The organism is Pseudomonas sp. GW821-FHT01C01 (assembly GCF_059422645.1).
In genome coordinates this window covers 102,067-123,989 of record NZ_JBWKXF010000007.1, presented here as the reverse complement: position 1 = coordinate 123,989, position 21,923 = coordinate 102,067, and the positions used below count along the sequence as shown (strand labels likewise).

The following is a 21,923-nucleotide window of genomic DNA, read 5'->3' as shown; positions in this document are numbered from 1 at the left end:
CCTTCTCGCTAATTCTGATTACAGCTCAGCATCCTCATCCTCATTCACCCGATCCCTCAACTCTTTACCTGGTTTGAAATGCGGAACGAATTTGCCGTCGAGGCTGACAGACTGGCCGGTTTTCGGGTTACGGCCGACCCGTGGCGCGCGGTAGTGCAGAGAGAAGCTGCCAAACCCCCGGATCTCGATACGATCCCCGGTAGCCAGACACTGGGACATTTGCTCAAGCATGGTCTTGATGGCCAGCTCCACATCCTTGGATGAGAGCAGCCCTTGATGGGTGACAATTCGTTCGATCAACTCCGACTTCGTCATATTTTTCCCTTCTTTTTCAAGCAGCTAGGTCAGCGCTTCAAAGGTTTTAGCACGCCCGCACGATTTTGAACAGCCCGAGTTTTGCCATCTATCCCACACCCGCAAAATGCTTGATTCCTGGAAGGCGGAAGACTTCTGAGCAATCCCAGTCTCATCGGCAAATCACCAACATAGTGCGCGTCAGGAAGCCTGCCGGGTTGAATCCAAAGGGAAAACTCTCCTCCTCTTCCTTGACATCATCAGACCTCGCCAAAATTTTGTAGCCCAGCCCCTTGCACTCCTTAGCCGCGCGCTTGTAACACTTTTCCCATTTCGAACCGAGCCCGGAACAATCGACCTCAATACCGCTAACCCCATGCACTACGTGAGTTTTGGCGTTGGTGGTACAACCCGCTAACGCCAGAACTGCTACTGCGACAATGAGCTTGTTCATTCACTTCCTTTTGCCAGAAAGCATACCGGACGATCATTTGTCTCAGGCTAAAGACTAGCTGTTAATAAGCGTTTGATCCGATTAAACAATCAGACAATTTTTCGGCATTTTTGGTTCACGACTCAAGCTGGTAAAGCCGACTGCGGCCCACCAAATTCCAGGCACAAAAAAGGGCGACCGAAGTCGCCCTTTTTTACAGAAAGTCAGAACTCAGTTCTGTTTTTCCATTTGTGCACGCAGCAGGTCACCCAGAGTGGTGGCCACAGGAGCATCAGTAGCTACTGGCTTGTCGCGCAGGCTCTGGATTGCTTCTTTCTCGTCTTCAACGTCTTTCGACTTGATCGAGAGCTGGATTACACGGCTCTTGCGGTCAACGCTGATGATCTTGGCTTCTACTTCTTCGCCTTCTTTCAGAACGTTGCGCGCATCTTCAACGCGGTCACGGCTGATTTCGGAGGCTTTCAGAGTTGCTTCGATATCGTCGGCCAGAGTGATGATGGCGCCTTTAGCGTCAACTTCCTTCACGATGCCTTTAACGATGGCGCCTTTGTCGTTCTCTTGAACGTACTCGGAGAACGGATCGCTTTCCAGTTGCTTGATACCCAGGGAGATGCGCTCGCGCTCTGGGTCAACCGACAGGATAACGGTGTCCAGCTCGTCGCCCTTCTTGAAGCGGCGTACGGCTTCTTCGCCCACTTCGTTCCAGGAGATGTCGGACAGGTGAACCAGGCCGTCGATGCCGCCGTCCAGACCAATGAAGATACCGAAATCGGTGATCGACTTGATGGTGCCGGAGATTTTATCGCCCTTGTTGAACTGGCCAGAGAAATCTTCCCATGGGTTAGATTTGCACTGCTTGATGCCCAGGGAGATACGACGACGCTCTTCGTCGATGTCCAGAACCATAACTTCCACTTCGTCGCCGACTTGTACGACTTTCGAAGGGTGGATGTTCTTGTTGGTCCAGTCCATTTCGGAAACGTGTACCAGACCTTCAACGCCTTCTTCCAGCTCAGCGAAGCAGCCGTAGTCGGTCAGGTTGGTTACACGAGCGGTAACGCGAGTGCTTTCTGGGTAACGGGCTTTGATAGCAACCCATGGATCTTCGCCCAGTTGCTTCAGGCCCAGGGAAACACGATTGCGCTCGCGATCGTACTTCAGAACCTTGACATCGATCTCGTCGCCAACGTTGACGATTTCGGAAGGATGCTTGATACGCTTCCAAGCCATGTCGGTAATGTGCAGCAGGCCATCGACGCCACCCAGATCGACGAATGCGCCGTAATCGGTGAGGTTCTTGACGATACCTTTGACTTGTTGGCCTTCCTGCAGGGATTCCAGCAGAGCTTCGCGCTCGGCGGAGTTCTCGGCTTCCAGGACGCTGCGACGGGAAACGACAACGTTGTTGCGCTTCTGGTCCAGCTTGATGACCTTGAATTCCAGCTCTTTGCCTTCCAGGTGCGTGGTGTCGCGCACTGGACGGACGTCAACCAGAGAACCTGGCAGGAACGCACGGATGCCGTTAACGTCGACAGTGAAGCCGCCTTTAACCTTACCGTTGATAACGCCCTTGACCACTTCTTCGGCTGCGAAGGCTGCTTCCAGAACAATCCAGCATTCAGCGCGCTTGGCTTTTTCACGGGACAGCTTGGTTTCACCAAAGCCGTCTTCAACCGAGTCCAGAGCAACGTGAACTTCGTCACCGACGTTGATGTTCAGTTCGCCAGCGTCGTTGTAGAACTGCTCAAGCGGGATGAGTGCTTCAGACTTCAGGCCAGCGTGAACGGTTACCCAGCGAGCCTGGTAATCGATATCAACGATAACACCGGTGATGATGGAGCCTGCCTGAAGGTTCAGGGTTTTTAGGCTTTCTTCAAAGAGTTCCGCAAAGCTTTCGCTCATTTTAATTCCTGTTGATGAGGGCGAAGAATACGCCCATCTCCACACCCCAGACGGTGTGGGTTAGTTTCATTTAAAAGAAGCCACCGCAGGACTATGACTGGTCCCCTGCGGCCTTCTTGGTCACCCGGCGATATCGCGAATGGCGATCTCGCTCATGATGCGTTCCAGCACCTGGTCGATGGACAATTCCGTGGAATCCAGCTGTATGGCGTCAGCCGCCGGTTTGAGCGGGGCTACCGCTCGCTGGGTGTCACGCTCATCGCGCGCACGTATCTCATCTAGCAGACTCGACAGACTAACACCCTCGACTTTGCCCTTCAACTGCAAATATCGACGACGTGCCCGCTCCTCGGCACTGGCGGTCAGAAAAATCTTCAGCGGCGCGTCAGGAAAAACCACGGTGCCCATGTCGCGACCATCCGCCACAAGACCCGGCGCTTCCTGAAAAGCACGCTGGCGCTGCAGCAGCGCCTCGCGTACAGCGGGCAGCGCAGCCACCTGGGAAGCACCGGAACCGACGCTTTCGGTGCGAATGACATCGCTGACTTCGTCACCCTCCAGAATGATGCGTTGCAACTGACCGTCCGTCGCTGCGATGAATTGCACATCCAGATGAGCGGCGAGTTTTTTCAGCAGCTCTTCATTGGTCAGGTCGACACCATGGTTATGCGCGGCGAAGGCCAATAATCGGTACAACGCACCGGAATCCAGCAGGTTCCAGCCCAGGCGCTTGGCCAGAATCCCGGCTACCGTGCCCTTGCCCGAGCCGCTTGGCCCATCGATGGTGATAACCGGTGCAATGTTGATCACGACTGTGCCTCTTGCGCCACGCGAATACCGACCTGTGCGCACAGCGCCAGGAAGTTCGGGAACGACGTCGCGACGTTGGCGCAATCATGAATGCGGATCGGTGCACTGGCGCGCAGCGAAGCAACGCTGAATGCCATGGCAATACGGTGATCGCCGTGACCATGCACTTCACCGCCGCCGATCTGGCCGCCGTCGATGATGATGCCATCCGGGGTTGGCTCGCACTTGACGCCCAGCGCCAGCAAGCCGTCCGCCATGACCTGGATACGATCCGACTCCTTGACCCGCAGCTCTTCGGCACCACGCAACACGGTGCGCCCTTCGGCGCATGCGGCAGCCACGAACAGCACCGGGAATTCGTCGATGGCCAGTGGAACCAGCGCCTCGGGAATCTCGATACCTTTGAGTTTAGCTGCACGTACGCGCAAGTCTGCTACTGGCTCGCCACCCACTTCACGCTGGTTTTCCAGGGTGATGTCGGCGCCCATCAGACGCAGGATGTCGATCACACCGGTACGGGTCGGGTTGATACCGACGTGCTCCAGCACCAGCTCCGAACCCTCAGCGATCGATGCCGCCACCAGGAAGAACGCCGAGGACGAGATATCACCCGGCACTTCAATGTGGGTCGCGGTCAGCTTGCTGCCGGACTCGACCGACGCGGTCGCACCGTTGACCGTTACCGGGTAGCCGAAGCCGCGGAGCATGCGCTCGGTATGGTCGCGGGTAGGAGCCGGCTCGGTTACGGTGGTCTTGCCTTCGGCATACAGACCGGCCAGCAGCAGGCAGGATTTAACCTGGGCACTGGCCATCGGCATGGTGTAGGTCAGGCCCTTGAGCTTATGGCCACCACGGATGATCATCGGTGGACGACCTTCAGCGGCGGTTTCGATCACGGCGCCCATTTCACGCAGTGGATTGGCCACGCGATTCATCGGGCGCTTGGACAGCGAAGCGTCGCCGGTCAGGGTGCTGTCGAAGTTCTGTGCGGCCAGCAGGCCGGACAGCAGGCGCATCGAGGTACCGGAGTTACCCAGATAGATCGGGCCCGGCGCAGGCTTCAAGCCATGCAGGCCGACACCATGAATGGTCACGCGACCATGATGCGGGCCTTCAATGACCACGCCCATGTCACGGAATGCCTGCAAGGTCGCCAGGGCATCTTCGCCCTCAAGGAAGCCTTCGACTTCGGTGACGCCTTCGGCCAAGGAGCCGAGCATGATCGAGCGGTGTGAAATCGATTTGTCACCTGGTACGCGAATCCGACCGGACAGGCGGCCACCAGGTTGAGCCAGGAAAATCAGATCGTTGGAATTCATAGCGTCCACATAGGCCCTGCGGGCCAGGATTTTACTGAAATGCTCGCGGGCAACCCGGGCGCGAGTGAAAACGCCCAACAACTGGTGCCCATCCCCTGCATCGACCGCGTCGCGCAAGGCGTCGAGATCGCTGCGAAATGTATCGAGTGTGCGCAGGACAGCTTCGCGGTTGGCGAGGAAGATGTCGTGCCACATGACCGGGTCGCTCCCGGCGATTCTCGTGAAATCGCGGAAACCGCCCGCAGCGTAACGGAAGATCTCAAGATTTTCATTGCGCTTGGCCAACGAATCGACCAGGCCGAATGCCAGCAAGTGCGGCAGATGGCTGGTCGCGGCCAGCACTTCGTCGTGACGCTCGACCTGCATGTGTTCGACATCGGCACCCAACTCGCGCCACAGGCGATCGACTACCGCCAGGGCTGACGGATCGGTTTGCGCCAGCGGCGTGAGGATCACTTTGTGGCGGCGGAACAGATCGGCATTGGAGGCCTCCACCCCGCTTTGCTCGGAACCGGCAATCGGGTGCCCCGGCACGAAGCACGACGGCATACTGCCAAATGCTTCGGTGGCCGCACGCACCACATTACCCTTGGCACTGCCGACATCGGTCAGAATCGCTTGCCCCAGATCCATGCCGGCCAGACGCGCGAGCACTTTCTCCATGGCCAGGATCGGCACCGCCAACTGAATGACGTCGGCGCCCTGACAAGCAACGCCCAGGTCTTCCTCGCAGCGATCCACCACACCCAACTCGACCGCGAGTTTGCGCGATTGCGGATCGAGATCGACCCCGACCACTTCGCGGCACATACCGCTTTCACGCAAACCCTTGGCAAACGAACCGCCGATCAACCCAAGACCGACCACCACCAGGCGACCGATCATAGGTTCAGCAGATTGCAGCGCAGTGACATCAACCACGAGCCAGAACCTTGGTCAGCGCTTCAAGGAAGCGACTGTTCTCTGCCGGCAAGCCAATGGTGATGCGCAGATGATTCGGCATGCCGTAATTGGCCACCGGACGCACGATCACGCCTTCACGAAGCAGGCCCTGGAACACCGGGGCCGCGACTTGACCGAGATCGACGCAAATGAAATTGCCTTTGGACGCAATCCAGCTCAACCCCAGCTCACGGAAACCGGCTTCCAGTTGCTGCATGCCGGACTCGTTCAACTGGCGGCTTTGCGCCAGATACTCTTCGTCCTTCAACGCCGCACAAGCTGCGGCCAGGGCCAGGCTGTTGACGTTGAACGGCTGGCGCACACGGTTCAGCACGTCCGCGACCACCGCCGTGGACAAGCCATAACCCACGCGCAGTGCCGCCAGGCCATAGGCCTTGGAGAAAGTGCGGGAAACCAGCAGGTTCGGATAAGCCGCCAGGAAGTCCAGGCCATCCGGCAGATCGCTGCCTTCGGCGTACTCGATATAGGCCTCGTCCAGTACGACCAGTACATGCTCCGGAACATCCTGCAGGAATTCGTCCAGCGCCTCGGCGTCGAACCAGGTACCGGTCGGGTTGTTCGGGTTGGCGATGAAGACCACGCGGGTATTGGCATCGATGGCTGCCAGCATTGCAGGCAGGTCATGCCCCCAATCCTTGGCCGGAACCACCTTGGCCTGTGCGCCGACTGCCTGAGTGGCAATCGGGTAGACCGCGAACGCATGCTCGCTGAACACAGCATTCAGGCCAGGCGCCAGATAGGCGCGCGCCACCAGCTCAAGAATGTCGTTGGAGCCATTGCCCAGCGTCACTTGATTCAGCTCTACGCGGCACTGCTCGGCCAGCAGGGTCTTGAGCGCAAAACCGTTGCCGTCCGGATAGCGGGTCAGCTCGGCCAGCGCCTCGCGGATGGCCGCCAGCGCCTTGGGGCCGGGGCCCAGCGGGTTTTCGTTGCTCGCCAGTTTGACGATGCTGGCTGGATCGAGATCCAGCTCACGAGCCAGTTCGTCCACGGGCTTGCCCGGAACATAAGGCGAAAGTTGTTGCACGCCCGGCTGTGCCAGAGCGAGGAAATTGCCACTCATTTGCTACCGCCCCTTAGAGAACTGCTTTCGGGTAGGAACCCAGCACTTTGAGTGCCACTGCTTCCTGACTGATCTTTTCCAGCACCCCTTTGACCAGCGGGTCGCGATGATGGCCGACGAAATCGATGAAGAACACGTAGGTCCATTTACCGCTGCGCGACGGACGAGTCTCGATTCGCGTCAGGTCGATGCCATTGTCGTGGAACGGCACCAGCAACTCATGAAGCGCACCCGGCTTGTTGCTCATCGAGACGATGATGGATGTCTTGTCGTCGCCGGTCGGCGGTACTTCCTGATTGCCGATCATGAGGAAGCGCGTGGAGTTGTCCGGGCGGTCCTCGATCTTCTCGGCCAATCGGGTCAGCCCGTACAGGCCAGCGGCCATGTCGCCGGCAATCGCCGCCGAGTTCCACTCGCCCTTGACCCGCTTGGCTGCTTCGGCGTTGCTGGACACCGCCACGCGCTCGACATTCGGGTAATGGGCGTCCAGCCACTTGCGGCACTGGGCCAGTGATTGGGCGTGGGAATAAATGCGGCTGATGCTGTCGGTCTTGGTGTTTTCACCGACCAACAGGTGATGGTGGATACGCAGCTCGACTTCGCCGCAGATCACCATGTCGTGTTCGAGGAAGCTGTCGAGTGTGTGGTTGACCGCGCCCTCGGTAGAGTTTTCCACCGGCACCACGCCAAAATTCACCGCACCTGCCGCCACTTCACGGAACACTTCGTCGATCGCCGCCATCGGCTTGCTGATCACGGCGTGGCCGAAGTGCTTCATGGCCGCCGCCTGGGTGAAGGTGCCTTCAGGACCGAGATAAGCCACTTTCAGCGGCTGCTCGAGTGCCAGGCAGGAAGACATGATTTCGCGGAACAACCGCGCCATCTCTTCGTTACCCAGCGGCCCCTGGTTGCGCTCCATGACACGCTTGAGCACCTGAGCTTCACGCTCAGGACGATAGAACACCGGCACTTCGCCTTCGGCCAGCGAGGCCATCTTTACTCGCGCGACTTCCTGGGCGCAGCGCGCACGCTCACTGATCAGCTCCAGGACCTTTTCGTCCAGGGCATCAATGCGCAGGCGCAGTGCCTTGAGTTCTTGCTCAGACATTAGCCGTGTTCCTTCTCGAACTCTGCCATGTACGAAACCAGCGCGTTGACGGCGTTGATGTCGACGGCGTTATAGATGGAGGCGCGCATGCCGCCCACGGAGCGGTGACCCTTGAGGTTCAACAGGCCGCGCTCGTCGGCACCGGCCAGGAACGGCTTGTCCAGACGATCATCTGCCAGGCGGAACGGCACGTTCATCCACGAGCGGTCCGACTTGTTGATCGGGTTGCTGTACAGGCCGCTGGCATCGATGAAGCCATACAACGTGCGCTGCTTGACTTCGTTGAGCTTGCCAATGGCCTCGACACCGCCCTGCTCTTTCAGCCACTCGAACACCAGGCCGGACAAGTACCACGCCAGGGTTGGCGGCGTGTTGTACATCGAGCCGTTGTCGGCCGCGACCTTGTAATTGAGCATAGTCGGGCAAATGGAGCGGGCGTTGCCCAGCAGGTCTTCGCGAACGATGTTGACCACAATGCCGCTCGGGCCGATGTTTTTCTGCGCGCCGGCGTAGATCATGCCGAAACGCGAAACATCCACCGGGCGCGACAGGATGTCGGAGGACATGTCAGCCACCAGCGGAACGTCACCGGTCTCGGGAATCCACTGGAATTCCAGGCCGCCGATGGTTTCGTTCGGTGCGTAGTGGACGTAGGCCGCGTCTTTCGACAGCTTCCATTCGTTCTGGCCGGGAATGGCGAAATAATCGTAAGGCTTGGCGGTCGCGGCAACGTTGACGTGGCCGAAGCGTGACGCTTCTTCAATGGCCTTCTGCGACCAGATACCGGTGTCGATATAGTCGGCCGAGCCGTTTTCCGGCAACAGATTCAGAGGAATCTGAGCAAATTGCTGGCTGGCGCCACCTTGCAGGAACAGCACTTTATAGTTCGAGGGGATATTCAGCAGATCACGCAGATCCTGCTCGGCCTTGGTGGCAATGGACACGAACTCATCGCTGCGATGGCTCATTTCCATGACCGACAGACCCTTGCCGTGCCAGTCGAGGAGTTCACCCTGGGCGCGCTGCAGGACAGCTTCGGGAAGCGCCGCAGGACCGGCACAGAAGTTATAGGCTCTCTTGCTCACATCCAATCTCGCTCTGATTTGGTGGTATCACGCAGTAAATCATCAGCCGACACCAATCTAATGTGGGAGCGGGCTTGCTCGCGAAAGCGATTGGACTGGCGACATCTTTATTGGATGTCAGTCCGTCTTCGCGAGCAAGCCCGCTCCCACACTGGATCTTCGTGGGTGTCGATATTTCATTACGGACAAACAACAAGGGGGCGAATTTTCATCCGCCCCCTGCTTACCCGCTTATTCCTGTGGTTCTTCGTCAGCGGCGGCGTCGAGTTGCTGGTCTTCGGCAACGTCGTCGATCACGACCTCACCGACAAACCCGTCACCCTCTTCACCTTCGAGCTCTTCACCCTCGACTTCCGACGGCTCCTGAACCCGCTCCAGCCCGACCAGCGTTTCATCGTTGGCCAGTTTGATCAGGGTCACGCCCTGGGTGTTACGGCCCAGGCTGGATACTTCGTCGACACGGGTGCGCACCAGGGTGCCCTGGTCGGAAATCAGCATGATTTCCTCGCCATCAAGCACCTGAACCGCACCGACCAGACGGCCGTTACGCTCGTTGCTGACCATGGCGATAACGCCTTGACCGCCACGCTTGTACTCAGGGAACTCGGTGATCGCCGTGCGCTTGCCGAAACCACGCTCGGAAGCGGTGAGGATCTGGCTGCCTTCTTCAGGGATCAGCATGGAAATCAGCTTCTGGCCTTCCGGCAGACGCATGCCGCGCACACCGCGGGCGGTACGGCCCATGGCGCGAACGTCGGATTCCTTGAAGCGGGTGACCTTGCCGCCATCGGAGAACAGCATCACTTCACGCTCGCCATCGGTGATGGCTGCGGAAATCAGCACGTCGCCTTCGTCCAGCTCCAGCGCGATCAGGCCGACGCTGCGTTGACGGCTGAAGGATTCCAGCGGGGTCTTTTTCACGGTGCCGTTGGCGGTAGCCATGAAGATGTAGTGACCTTCGGTGTATTCCTCGACCGGCAGCATGGTGGTGATGTATTCACCATCATCCAGCGGCAGCAGGTTGACCAGCGGACGACCACGGGCCGCGCGGGACGCTTCAGGGATTTCGTAGGTTTTCAGCCAGTACACCTTGCCCTTGCTGGAGAACAGCAGCAGCGTGGTGTGGCTGTTGGCAACCAGCAGGTGAGCGATGTAGTCCTCATCCTTGACGCCGGTTGCCGACTTGCCTTTACCGCCACGACGCTGGGCCTGGTACGCAGCCAGCGGCTGGGTCTTGGCATAGCCACCGTGGGAAATGGTCACGACGCGCTCTTCTTCCGGGATCATGTCACCCAGGGTCAGGTCGAGACGGGCATCGAGAATCTCGGTGCGACGTACGTCGCCGTATTCCGCGCGAATCACTTCCAGCTCTTCGCGGATCACTTCCATCAGGCGCGTGGCGCTGTTGAGGATGCGGATCAGCTCGCCGATCTGGTTGAGGATCTCTTGATACTCGGCCAGCAGTTTTTCGTGTTCCAGACCGGTCAGGCGGTGCAGACGCAGTTCCAGAATGGCTTGCGCCTGTTCTGGCGACAGGAAGTACTTGCCGTCGCGCAGACCGTATTGCGGATCGAGGTTTTCCGGACGGCACGAATCGGCGCCGGCACGTTCAACCATCGCCACCACAGCCGAGGATTCCCAAGGGGTGCTGACCAGCGCTTCCTTGGCTTCCGACGGCGTTGGCGACGCCTTGATCAGGGCGATGACCGGGTCGATGTTCGACAGGGCAACCGCTTGACCCTCAAGGATGTGGCCACGCTCGCGCGCCTTGCGCAGTTCGAAAACGGTACGACGGGTAACCACTTCGCGACGGTGACGGACGAAGGCTTCCAGCAGGTCCTTGAGGTTCAGGATCCGTGGACGGCCGTCGATCAGCGCGACGATGTTGATACCGAACACCGCTTGCAGCTGGGTCTGGGCGTAGAGGTTGTTGAGGATCACCTCAGGCACTTCGCCGCGACGCAGTTCGATCACGACGCGCATACCGTCCTTGTCAGACTCGTCACGCAGCTCGGTGATGCCTTCAAGCTTCTTCTCTTTGACCAGCTCGGCGATCTTCTCGATCAGTCGCGCCTTGTTCAGCTGGTATGGGAGTTCGGTGATGACGATCTGCTGACGGCCACCGACCTTGTCGATGTCTTCGATCATCGAGCGGGCGCGCATGTAAATGCGGCCACGACCGGTGCGGTAGGCTTCGATGATGCCGGCGCGACCGTTGATGATCGCGGCGGTCGGGAAGTCCGGACCAGGGATGTATTGCATCAGTTCATCGACGGTCAGCTCGGGATTGTCGATGAGCGCCAGGCAACCGTCGATGACTTCACCGAGGTTGTGCGGCGGAATGTTGGTCGCCATGCCCACGGCGATACCGCTGGAGCCGTTGACCAACAGGTTGGGAATACGGGTCGGCATGACCGCCGGGATCATTTCGGTGCCGTCGTAGTTCGGCACCCAGTCCACGGTTTCTTTGTGCAGGTCAGCCAGCAGCTCGTGCGCCAGCTTGGTCATGCGCACTTCGGTGTATCGCATGGCCGCGGCGTTGTCGCCGTCCACCGAACCGAAGTTACCCTGACCGTCTACCAGCAGGTAGCGCAGGGAGAATGGCTGCGCCATCCGAACGATGGTGTCGTACACCGCGGTATCACCGTGCGGGTGGTACTTACCGATCACGTCACCGACAACACGGGCAGATTTCTTGTACGGCTTGTTGAAGTCGTTGCCCAGCTCGCTCATCGCGAACAGCACACGCCGGTGCACGGGCTTCAAGCCATCGCGCGCATCCGGCAGTGCCCGCCCGACAATTACGCTCATCGCGTAGTCGAGGTAGGACTGCTTCAGCTCGTCTTCGATATTGACCGGGAGGATTTCTTTGGCCAGTTCGCCCATGAGAAGCCTGATTCCTTTTTCTGGTGAAACTTCGTCACATCCATATGGGACCAACGAAGCTCGCCGATACAGGCTGAGTGCCATGCACCGACTTACGACAAATCAACGAGTTATGCCATGGATCTGCGCAGTAAAGGTCACCCCGTAGGGCAACTCTGGAAACCGCCGGATGTTATCACAAGAGCCGCCACGCACCTATCCCCTAGATGCGCATGGAGAGTAGTTAGTTGACCGGTGACAGGCTTGAAGGGGACGAGAGGGGCTTAGAGCTGTGTTGAATGGAGAATTTGTGGCTGATTCGGGTTGATTTGCTGGCTTTAAGGGCCTCTTCGCGAGCAAGCCCTCTCCCACAGATTTTGTGTACACCCTAAAACACTGTGGGAGCGGGCTTGCCCGCGAAGGAGACTTCACAGACGCCAGAGTAATCAATGCAGACGTTTACGGCACATCAACTGCGCCATTTTTGCCGTATCCGGGCGTTCGACGATGCCTTTTTCGGTAACGATCACATCGATCAGGTCCGCCGGGGTCACGTCGAACACCGGGTTAAAGGCATCGACATCGGCCCCGACGCGCTTGCCGCCGACATCCAGCAACTCCCGGCCGTCACGCTCTTCAATCGGAATGTCATCACCGCTGGCCAGATGCATGTCGATGGTCGAACTGGGCGCCACCACCATGAAGCGCACGCCGTGGTGCATGGCGTTGACGGCCAGTTGATAGGTACCGATTTTGTTGGCCACGTCGCCATTGGCAGTGATCCGGTCAGCGCCGACGATGACCCAGGTAGGACCTTTGGTCTTCATGATATGCGCCGCGGCGGAATCGACATTGAGGGTTACGGGAATACCTTCATTGGCCAGTTCCCAGGCGGTCAGCCGCGAACCCTGCAGCCATGGACGGGTTTCGTCGACATACACCCGCTCGACCATGCCCTCGATGAACGCAGCACGAATCACCCCCAGCGCCGTGCCGAAGCCGCCCGTCGCCAGCGCGCCGGTGTTGCAGTGGGTCAGGATCGCCTGGGCGTTGCCCTGATGCTTGCGGATCAGGTCGACACCCAGCTGCGCCATGGTCAGGTTGGCTTCGCGATCACTTTCATGAATGGCGATGGCCTCGGCCTCCAGCAACGCCAGCGGATCGGCATTGTCTTTCAGACGATCAAGCCGGTCGTGCATGCGGCCCAGTGCCCAGAACAGGTTAACGGCGGTAGGACGGGAATCGGCCAGCAGCGCAAAATCCTCTTCCAGCGCTGCGTACCAGTCGCCACCTTCGGCAATCCGGGCGCGCGCCGCCAACACAATGCCATAGGCGGCACTGATACCAATCGCCGGGGCTCCGCGCACCACCATCGAACGAATGGCCTCGGCCACGCCAGCGGCGCTGGTGTAGGCGATCCAGTTTTCCTCGAACGGCAAAATACGCTGATCCAGCAGATGGAGAGCGCCATCACGCCAATCGATGGCCTTTACCTTTTCCGCAGCCAACAGTCGATCGCGCATCCCAAACCCCGCACTCATGAACAAAAGCCGCCGATTATAGCGATCCCCCCGCGAAGACGCTCGGGTATACTTCGCCATCCTTTACAAAAGCACTGGAACCGACCCTCGATGCCGAACACTGCCGCTGCGCTCGACCTGTTGTTGCTGCCGACCTGGCTGGTACCCGTCGAACCCGCTGGTGTTGTCCTCAAAGAACATGGCGTGGGCATCCGTGATGGACGCATCGTGTTTATCGGCCCACGTTCTGCCGCACTGAAGCTTAACGCAACCGAAATCCGCGAATTGCCCGACACGTTGCTCAGCCCGGGCCTGATCAATGCCCACGGGCACGCGGCGATGACGCTGTTCCGTGGCCTGGCCGATGACCTGCCATTGATGACCTGGCTGGAAAACCACATCTGGCCCGCCGAAGCCAAGTGGGTCGACGAGAACTTCGTGCGCGACGGCACCGACCTTGCGATCGCCGAGCAAATCAAAGGCGGCATCACCTGTTTCTCTGACATGTACTTCTTCCCGAAGGTTGCCAGTGAGCGCGTGCACAACAGCGGCATTCGCGCGCAAATCGCGATTCCAATCCTCGATTTCCCGATTCCGGGCGCCGCTACGGCGGACGAAGCCATTCGTCAGGGCGTCGAGCTGTTTGGCGATCTCAAGCACCACGAGCGCATCAAAATCACCTTCGGCCCCCATGCACCCTACACCGTAGGCGACGAAAACCTGGAAAAAATCCGGGTGATTGCCGAAGAACTGGACGCATCGATCCACATGCACGTGCATGAAACGGCGTTCGAGGTGCAGCAATCGGTCGAGCAGCGTGGCGAACGACCGCTGGCCCGACTGGCTCGCCTGGGCTTGCTGGGGCCGCGCTTCCAGGCGGTTCACATGACCCAGATCAGCGATGAAGACCTGGCACTGCTGGTAGAAAGTAACAGCAATGTGATTCATTGCCCGGAGTCAAACCTGAAGCTGGCCAGCGGGTTCTGCCCGGTCGAGCGCTTGTGGGAGGCCGGGGTCAATGTCGCGGTCGGCACCGATGGCGCCGCGAGCAACAATGACCTGGACCTGCTCGGAGAAACCCGCACTGCGGCCTTGCTGGCCAAGGCTGTCGCCGGCTCGGCCACCGCGCTGGATGCCCATCGCGCCTTGCGCATGGCCACCCTCAACGGCGCCCGGGCCTTGGGTATCGAAGCCGAAACCGGCTCGCTGGAAATCGGCAAAGCGGCGGACATGGTGGCTTTCGACCTCTCCGGCCTGGCCCAGCAACCGGTCTATGACCCGGTTTCGCAGCTTATATACGCCACCGGCCGGGACTGCGTGAAACACCTTTGGGTTGCCGGCAAGCAACTGCTCGACGACCGTCGCCTGACACGCCTGGATGAACAACAGCTTGGCACTGTCGCGAGGGCCTGGGGCCAGCGCATCAGCGGCCGTACCGAATCGTAAGCACCCCGGAACGCAATCCGGGGCAACAGGATTTTTCAAGTTTTAGAGGACTTAAACCATGAGCAACGTCGACTACGCCGAAATCGCCAAATTCGAGGCCCTGGCCCATCGCTGGTGGGACCGCGAAAGCGAATTCAAACCGCTGCACGACATCAACCCGCTGCGAGTCAACTGGATTGACGAACGGGTCAACCTGGCCGGCAAAAAGGTCCTCGACGTTGGTTGCGGCGGCGGCATCCTCAGCGAAGCCATGGCCCAGCGCGGCGCGACCGTAATGGGTATCGACATGGGCGAAGCGCCGCTGGCGGTTGCCCAGTTGCATCAGCTGGAGTCGGGCGTCAACGTCGAATACCGGCAGATCACCGCCGAAGCCCTGGCCGAGGAAATGCCCGAGCAGTTCGACGTGGTCACCTGCCTGGAAATGCTTGAGCACGTGCCGGACCCGTCTTCGGTGATCCGCGCCTGCTTCCGCATGGTCAAACCCGGCGGCCAGGTGTTCTTCTCGACCATCAACCGCAACCCGAAGGCGTACCTGTTCGCCATCGTCGGCGCCGAATACATCATGAAGTTGCTGCCGCGCGGCACCCACGACTTCAAGAAATTCATCCGCCCTTCCGAGCTCGGCGCATGGAGCCGCATGGCCGGCCTGACCGTCAAGGACATCATCGGCCTGACCTACAACCCGCTGACCAAGCACTACAAGCTGGCCGCCGACGTGGACGTCAACTACATGATCCAGACCCTGCGCGAGGAGTAAGCCGATGCCAATCAGAGCAGTTCTTTTCGACATGGACGGCACCCTGCTCGACACCGCGCCGGACTTCATTGCGATCTGTCAGGCGATGCGTGCCGACCGCGGCTTGCCACCGATGAACGACAAGCACATTCGCGACGAGATTTCCGGTGGCGCCAGGGCTATGGTCGCAGTGACCTTCGCCATGGACCCGGAATCGCCGGGTTTCGAAGCGTTGCGCCTGGAGTTCCTGGAGCGCTACCTCGTGGGTTGCGCCGTTCACAGCAAGCTGTTCGACGGCATGGCTGAATTGCTCGCCGACATCGAAAAAGCCAACCTGATCTGGGGTGTGGTCACCAACAAACCATTGCGTTTCGCCGAACCGATCATGCAACAGCTGGGGCTGGCCGAACGTTCGGCGCTGCTGATCTGCCCGGATCACGTGAAGAACAGCAAACCGGATCCGGAGCCATTGATCCTGGCCTGCAAGATGCTCGACCTGGACCCGGCCAGCGTTCTGTTCGTAGGTGACGACTTGCGCGACATCGAGTCGGGCCGTGATGCCGGCACCAAGACGGCTGCGGTGACCTTCGGCTATATCCACCCGGACGACAACCCGCGTCACTGGGGTGCGGACGTGGTGGTCGATCATCCGCTGGAGTTGCGCAAAGTGCTCGATAGCGCGCTTTGCAGCTGCTGAATCTCTTTACTGAGCTCGACCACTGTAGGAGCGAGCTTGCTCGCGAAAAACCTGAGAGCGCCGCGGGGTGCCAGGCTCGTCGCGTAATCGTTGACGACCATCGCGAGCAAGCTCGCTCCCACAAGGTTCGCTCGTTCTGATTTGTTGAGGTTTTTTATGTTTGATTATTCCGCCCGCCCCGAACTGCTCAAGGATCGGGTCATTCTGGTCACCGGCGCAGGACGCGGCATCGGCGCCGCCGCGGCCAAAACCTACGCGGCCCACGGCGCAACCGTACTATTGCTGGGCAAGACCGAAGCCAACCTGACCCAGGTTTACGATGAAATCGAAGCCGCCGGCCATCCACAACCGGCGGTCATCCCGTTCAACCTCGAAACCGCCCTGCCCCATCAGTACGATGAGCTGGCCGCAATGATCGAGAGCGAATTCGGGCATCTCGACGGCCTGCTGCACAATGCATCGATCATCGGCCCGCGCACGCCGATCGAGCAGCTCTCCGGCGAAAACTTCATGCGGGTCATGCAAGTCAACGTCAATGCCATGTTCATGCTCACCAGCACACTGCTGCCGCTGCTCAAGCTGTCGCAGGATGCCTCGGTGGTGTTCACCTCCAGCAGCGTCGGCCGCAAGGGACGTGCGTATTGGGGGGCTTACGGTGTCTCCAAATTCGCCACCGAAGGCCTGATGCAAACCCTGGCTGACGAAGTCGATACCGTGGCCCCGGTACGCTCCAACAGCATCAACCCGGGCGCAACTCGCACCAGCATGCGCGCCCAGGCTTACCCGGGTGAAAATCCGCTGAACAACCCGACGCCCGAGGAGATCATGCCGGTCTACCTTTACCTGATGGGCCCGGACAGCACCGGTATCAACGGCCAGGCGTTCAACGCCCAGTAACGACCGTGCGTCGCTTTTTTGTGCCGCGCCGGCTTCCCGACGCGGCACTCGAAGGCTCTCGCATTCGAGCCAGACACCTGTCAAACAAACGTCACATGCAGCGCTACACGTGTAGCAAATGAATCTCAACCAATTGATTTAGCTTGGATTTTATTCGGATGAACCGAATGGCACGACTTTCGCTCTAAGTTTGCTCAAACACGCAACGTGAAAGCAGACGGGGTGAAGCATGAGTGCGGAAGTTACTCATCTTCTACAAAGCAGATTAAACTTGTACGAAATGTCCTACGGGACTGACGGACCAGTACGACGCGCAGCCCTAAGCCGCTCTCACCCTGCTTGTAAGACAGCCTTACTGCTTAGGGGCGCACGCCTTATGAAACCACCTTCCCAGACCAACGCAATTGACTTCGATAGCGCCAAATTGCAGCGCCTGGGCTTTGGTCAGCAGCCGCCCCTTCTGGAAAGACCCGTCAGCCTTGCGCAATTGCGCCAGCAACTGAGCCTGCAGCTGCAAACCAGTCTTGAGCCACAACGCATTCTCGGGACGTTCTATCGCGAAATTCAGCGGTTGGTGCCGTTGGATGCCCTGAGCTACCAGCACAAGAGCAGTGACCTGCGCCTGGAGTTCGGCCAGCGCGGCCACCATTCAATCAGTTACAGCCTCAGCCATGAAGGCGAACACCTGGGTGAGCTGGTTTTCCGTCGCAATCAGCGTTTCAGCGAACAGGAACAAGGCCATCTCGAATCACTGCTGGCCGCGCTGCTTTTCCCGATGCGCAACGCGCTGCTTTACCGTACCGCCACCCAAAGCGCACTGCGCGACCCCCTGACGGGCGCCGGTAACCGCATCGCCATGGACCAAACACTGCAAAGGGAAATCGAGCTGTCCCGGCGCCATCTGCAACCGTTATCAGTGCTGATGCTGGACATCGATCACTTCAAGCAAGTCAATGATACCCATGGCCACAGCACTGGCGATGACGTGCTCAAGGCGGTCGCTGCTTCGATCAAAAACCAGCTGCGCAATGTGGACATGGTGTTCCGCTATGGCGGAGAAGAATTCCTGATCCTGCTGTCGAACACCAGCCGCGAGGCCGCGGCCATGGTCGGTGAGCGGCTGCGGTTTGCAGCGCAGTCTGAAGAGTACCTGGCCGATGATCATACAATCGCGCTGACGGTCAGCCTCGGTTGTTCGACCCTGTTGCCCGGCGAGTCTGCCGAAAGCCTGTTGCGACGGGCAGACAGCGCTTTGTATGTGGCCAAGCGCGAAGGACGTAACCGGCTGAAGATGGCGGGCTGATTTTTCAGCCACAACACAAACCAATGTGGGAGCGGGCTTGCTCGCGAAGGCGGCGTATCAGCTGACATCTGAGCTGAATGACACTCCGCTTTCGCGAGCAAGCCCGCTCCCACAGTTTTTTTATTGCGTGATGGCTGTATCAGCCTTCGGCCAGTGCCAGCCGCTCACGAGCGACCGGTGCTCTCTCTGCGTGCTCCAGTTGCATGCACCGTTCGAGAAACAGGTACATGTAGTCGTAGCTCTTGCAAACGGCCTGACGCAGCTCCACCTGCAGGGATTTGCCCGGATTGGTGCCCGCCAATGCGCAGATGATTTCCAGGGCTTCCCATGGATGGGCATCGTCGTATTGGGCATGCATCTTCAGCCACTTCATCGCGCGCTTGCGGTCTTCTTCGGGGAAGGATGCCGCGTAGATACCATTGGAACAAACCAGCGCCGACCATTCACCGGTGGCGCCCTCAATGGCGTAGTTGGTGGCGGCGATTGCAATGATCAGCGAGTCTGCCGAACTGGTTTGCCAGCACCAATGGCTCAAGGCATGAAGTTCAGGGGCAACCTGTTGCGCCTGCAGATCTTCCAGGCTGACACCGTGAGCACGGCTCCAGTGCACCCAGTAATCGGCGTGATTCAGTTCGACGCGAATATTGCGCATCAGCCAGCGCCGCGCCATGTCTTCGCCGGGGTGGCGGGCAAAGCGGGTCTTGGTCAGGTTTTGTGCCATGTACAACGCGAACTGTTCGACCACTGGCCAGCCACCGATCAGGTACTGGCGCATGGTTTTCGCACTGAGCTTGTTGTCTCTCATGCGCTGGTACAGTTCGTGTTCGACAACCCGGCGCTTGCTCTCGCTGCAATCCTGGATCAGGCGCTGTGCCCAGGCGGGATAACTTGCAGCTTCCATGAGGGGTCCGGTTCTGTTGAATGTGTCGATCACTGTCGAGCTCCTTTTGATTGTGATTTTCCGGATCGGCAAGAGACTTCAACGGAATGTGCCAGGGGCCTTGAACAACAAAGGCTGTGGCCTGGCAGGACGACTTTGCAGGCTGTCGCAGGTAAACAGATGCGGGCGTTCTATGACATACCCTTGAGCGTAATCCACCCCGATTTCCAGCAATGCCTGCTCGATCTGGGGTGTCTCGACAAACTCGGCAATCGTACGCTTACCCATGACATGACCGATGTGATTGATCACTTCGACCATGGCGCGGTTAATCGGGTCGTCCAGCATATCCTTTACGAAACTCCCGTCGATCTTCAGGAAGTCTACAGGCAAATGTTTCAGATACGCGAATGAGGACATTCCGGCGCAAAAGTCGTCGAGCGAAAAATGACAACCTAAGCCTTTGAGTTCATTGATGAATCGGATAGCACTGCCAAGATTTGAAATGGCACTGGTTTCAGTAATTTCAAAACAAATCATTTCAGGCGGAATCGCGTACGTCACAAATTGTTCACGCAGAAAGTCCAGGAACGCCTCATCTCCGATCGTTGTGCCTGACAGATTTATCGCACACATGGCCAGCGGCCCGGGTCGCCGCTCTGTGCGGCACTGTGCAATGACCTTGAACACGTTCTGCACGACCCAGCGGTCGAGCGAACTCATCAGGCCATAACGCTCGGCGGCGGGAATGAAACTGTCAGGCAGGATCATGCGTCCGGCTTCATCATGCAGGCGCAACAGGATTTCGATATGCCCGCCATCGTCTTCGGTCTGACCGAGGGGCACAATTTCCTGGGCGTACAGGCAGAAGCGGTCTTCTTCCAGTGCCATGTGCAAGCGCTGCACCCACGCCATTTCGCCGAACCGCAGGGACAACTCCGAATCATCGGGGTGATAGACCTGAACCCGATTGCGGCCCTTTTCCTTGGCCATATAGCAGGCCATGTCGGCAGCACGCAGAGAGGTTTCGAGCGTCGTCGGATTCTGCGCAACATGCACCAGCCCGATACTGACAGTGGTCACGAAAGGCCGACCCTTCCAGACAAAATGCAGATTCTGCACGGTCTGGCGCAGGCCCTCGGCAATTTTCTCCGCCGCTTCCGGTGCGCAGTTTTCCAGCAGGATGCCGAACTCGTCGCCACCAAGGCGCGCCAGGGTATCGCCTTCGCGCAGCCCGGATTGCAACAGCGCACAGATATGCCGCAACAGTTCATCGCCCGCCGCGTGGCCGCAGGTATCGTTGACCAGTTTGAACTGATCCAGATCGAGGAACATCAGGGCATGGCGACCCGAGTAGCGGGTCAGGTTGTGCAGCGCCTGTTCCAGGCGATATTCGAACTCGCGGCGGTTGGCAAGCCCGGTCAAGGCGTCGTGGGTCGCCTGCCACGACAGATTGGCGATGTATTGCCGCTCCTGGGTCATGTCATGCAGCACCAGCACCGTCCCGCTGACTTTGCCGGCATTGCGGATCGGCGCTCCCACCAGCGTGACCGATACAGTGCTGCCGTCCAGGCGTTGAATCAGCTTGGAATGCTCACTGCCGCCACTGAGCTGGCCGCTCAGAATATGTTCGATCAGGGTGAAACCATCGGTCTGGGCATTTTCGTCCAGCAGGTTGAACAGCGCCGCCAGCGGCAACCCCGTTGCCTGCTCGGCCTTCCAGTGGGTCAACGCCTCGGCCGCCGGATTCATGTAGGCAATCGCACCTGAAACATCCGTGGTGATCACTCCATCGCCAATCGATTGCAGGGTGATCTGCGCCCGTTCTTTCTCCAGTTGCAGCGCATCGGCGAAGGCATGACGCTGCTTGAGCAGTTTATGGGTGCGCATCAAGGCCAATGCAATCAAGCCCAGGGCGGTGGCCAGATTCGTCATCAGCAACAAACGCAGAATCACCCGCGAACCTTCACCCAAGGCATCGCTGAACGCCTTCGCCGCCGGCGTCACGCCGTCATTGATGGCGAAAATCTGCTCCTTCCAGCGCTGTACATCCGCACCGGAGGCCGGGCCGGCGGCGATGTGCTGATGCATGTCCCGCGCAACGGCATCGAGTTGGACCAGGTAGGCATCACCCACTGTCCAGCGATCGATGGCTTTTTCGAGGTAGCTGAAATGACGGAAATTGAGATACAGCCAGATCAGGCTGGACACGTCGTCAGGATGGTTGCCGCCCTTGAGGATCGCCACGCGTGCGGCCTCGATATTCGGCGGCTGATGATCCAGCGCCACACGCAACTCATGCCCGCCCTGAGGCACGGAAATGGCGTTCTGGTATTTATGAAAAATCGCTTCGTCGCCGCTGTCGGCGTAAAGGTTGAGGTAATAGATGGCGTCTTTCTGGCCCTTGGACCACAGGCTTTCACCGGCGACATAGCCACGGACCGCTGACAGCACGTAAAGACTGACGCCCCCCAACAGGGCCTGAAATAACACGACGGCGATGAAAGGCCAGACAATGCCTAACAACCGTGGCGTTCCGAGAGTCCGCGTTTGATTCATGAGATCCCTTGCTTTAGCACTA

The 21,923-nt window shown here is 59.0% G+C and carries 17 protein-coding genes and 1 pseudogene; 5 read left to right on the top strand and 13 right to left on the bottom strand.

The genetic code is table 11. From position 1 onward, the window contains the following. Positions 1 to 18: 18 nt before the first annotated feature. The 10 genes from ihfB to mtnA all read right to left on the bottom strand — a co-directional run bounded on the left by ihfB (position 19) and on the right by mtnA (position 13,386). Positions 19 to 315 carry an integration host factor subunit beta gene (gene ihfB / locus AC07XF_RS07290; protein ID WP_085717207.1) on the bottom strand — a complete coding sequence of 99 codons (297 nt, stop codon included), beginning with the start codon at positions 313 to 315 and terminating at the stop codon, positions 19 to 21. Positions 316 to 466: 151 nt separating this feature from the next. Next, a complete protein-coding gene (locus tag AC07XF_RS07285; protein WP_495025972.1) occupies positions 467 to 748 on the bottom strand; it encodes a hypothetical protein in 282 nt (93 codons plus the stop codon). Between the two features lie 210 nt (positions 749 to 958). Next, positions 959 to 2,650, bottom strand: a complete 1,692-nt coding sequence (gene rpsA / locus AC07XF_RS07280; protein WP_007973639.1) for a 30S ribosomal protein S1 — start codon at positions 2,648 to 2,650, stop codon at positions 959 to 961. A gap of 120 nt (positions 2,651 to 2,770) precedes the next feature. After that, positions 2,771 to 3,460, bottom strand: coding sequence for a (d)CMP kinase (cmk, locus tag AC07XF_RS07275; RefSeq protein WP_007985391.1), 690 nt, complete (start codon positions 3,458 to 3,460; stop codon positions 2,771 to 2,773). Next, a complete protein-coding gene (locus AC07XF_RS07270; RefSeq protein ID WP_495026028.1) occupies positions 3,457 to 5,664 on the bottom strand; it encodes a bifunctional prephenate dehydrogenase/3-phosphoshikimate 1-carboxyvinyltransferase in 2,208 nt (735 codons plus the stop codon). Before AC07XF_RS07270 ends, cmk begins: the two co-directional genes overlap by 4 nt. A 28-nt stretch (positions 5,665 to 5,692) precedes the next feature. Then, the gene (hisC, locus tag AC07XF_RS07265) at positions 5,693 to 6,805 is read right to left on the bottom strand and encodes a histidinol-phosphate transaminase (RefSeq protein ID WP_007985389.1); all 1,113 of its coding nucleotides are present in this window, start codon (positions 6,803 to 6,805) and stop codon (positions 5,693 to 5,695) included. Between the two features lie 13 nt (positions 6,806 to 6,818). Further along, entirely contained in the window at positions 6,819 to 7,913 is a 1,095-nt protein-coding gene (gene pheA / locus AC07XF_RS07260; protein WP_007939916.1) for a prephenate dehydratase, read from the bottom strand. Next, a complete protein-coding gene (gene serC / locus AC07XF_RS07255) occupies positions 7,913 to 8,998 on the bottom strand; it encodes a 3-phosphoserine/phosphohydroxythreonine transaminase (protein ID WP_495025971.1) in 1,086 nt (361 codons plus the stop codon). The genes pheA and serC overlap by 1 nt, the downstream gene beginning before the upstream one ends. Before the next feature lie 231 nt (positions 8,999 to 9,229). Then, positions 9,230 to 11,884 (bottom strand): DNA gyrase subunit A, encoded by a 2,655-nt coding sequence (gene gyrA, locus AC07XF_RS07250; RefSeq protein ID WP_007999927.1) that lies wholly within the window; start codon positions 11,882 to 11,884, stop codon positions 9,230 to 9,232. 425 nt (positions 11,885 to 12,309) lie between these two features. Beyond that, positions 12,310 to 13,386, bottom strand: coding sequence for an S-methyl-5-thioribose-1-phosphate isomerase (mtnA, locus tag AC07XF_RS07245; protein WP_495025970.1), 1,077 nt, complete (start codon positions 13,384 to 13,386; stop codon positions 12,310 to 12,312). 108 nt (positions 13,387 to 13,494) lie between these two features. Here mtnA and AC07XF_RS07240 point away from each other — a divergent pair, with 108 nt between their 5' ends. The 3 genes from AC07XF_RS07240 to mupP are packed head-to-tail and all read left to right on the top strand — an operon-like array spanning position 13,495 to position 16,262. After that, on the top strand, positions 13,495 to 14,829 hold the full coding sequence (locus AC07XF_RS07240) for a TRZ/ATZ family hydrolase (protein WP_495025969.1): 1,335 nt from the start codon (positions 13,495 to 13,497) through the stop codon (positions 14,827 to 14,829). 58 nt (positions 14,830 to 14,887) lie between these two features. Next, complete coding sequence (ubiG, locus tag AC07XF_RS07235) at positions 14,888 to 15,586, top strand: bifunctional 2-polyprenyl-6-hydroxyphenol methylase/3-demethylubiquinol 3-O-methyltransferase UbiG (protein ID WP_007985381.1); 699 nt, start codon at positions 14,888 to 14,890, stop codon at positions 15,584 to 15,586. A gap of 4 nt (positions 15,587 to 15,590) precedes the next feature. Next, positions 15,591 to 16,262 carry an N-acetylmuramic acid 6-phosphate phosphatase MupP gene (gene mupP / locus AC07XF_RS07230; RefSeq protein WP_108229830.1) on the top strand — a complete coding sequence of 224 codons (672 nt, stop codon included), beginning with the start codon at positions 15,591 to 15,593 and terminating at the stop codon, positions 16,260 to 16,262. 20 nt (positions 16,263 to 16,282) lie between these two features. On the opposite strand, the pseudogene AC07XF_RS07225 reads toward mupP, so the two are convergent. Then, positions 16,283 to 16,363: pseudogene (locus AC07XF_RS07225) on the bottom strand (outer membrane lipoprotein carrier protein LolA); the annotation flags it as partial. A 55-nt stretch (positions 16,364 to 16,418) separates the two neighbouring features. Between AC07XF_RS07225 and AC07XF_RS07220 the strand changes: the two are divergent. Next, complete coding sequence (locus AC07XF_RS07220) at positions 16,419 to 17,159, top strand: YciK family oxidoreductase (RefSeq protein WP_007999919.1); 741 nt, start codon at positions 16,419 to 16,421, stop codon at positions 17,157 to 17,159. Between the two features lie 376 nt (positions 17,160 to 17,535). Further along, entirely contained in the window at positions 17,536 to 18,462 is a 927-nt protein-coding gene (locus tag AC07XF_RS07215; RefSeq protein WP_495025968.1) for a GGDEF domain-containing protein, read from the top strand. Positions 18,463 to 18,601: 139 nt separating this feature from the next. Here the strand turns inward: AC07XF_RS07215 and AC07XF_RS07210 are convergent, their stop codons facing one another. Both AC07XF_RS07210 and AC07XF_RS07205 read right to left on the bottom strand, forming a co-directional pair. Then, a complete protein-coding gene (locus AC07XF_RS07210; RefSeq protein WP_495025967.1) occupies positions 18,602 to 19,363 on the bottom strand; it encodes an iron-containing redox enzyme family protein in 762 nt (253 codons plus the stop codon). Between the two features lie 78 nt (positions 19,364 to 19,441). After that, positions 19,442 to 21,901, bottom strand: a complete 2,460-nt coding sequence (locus AC07XF_RS07205; RefSeq protein WP_495025966.1) for an EAL domain-containing protein — start codon at positions 21,899 to 21,901, stop codon at positions 19,442 to 19,444. Positions 21,902 to 21,923 lie beyond the last annotated feature (22 nt).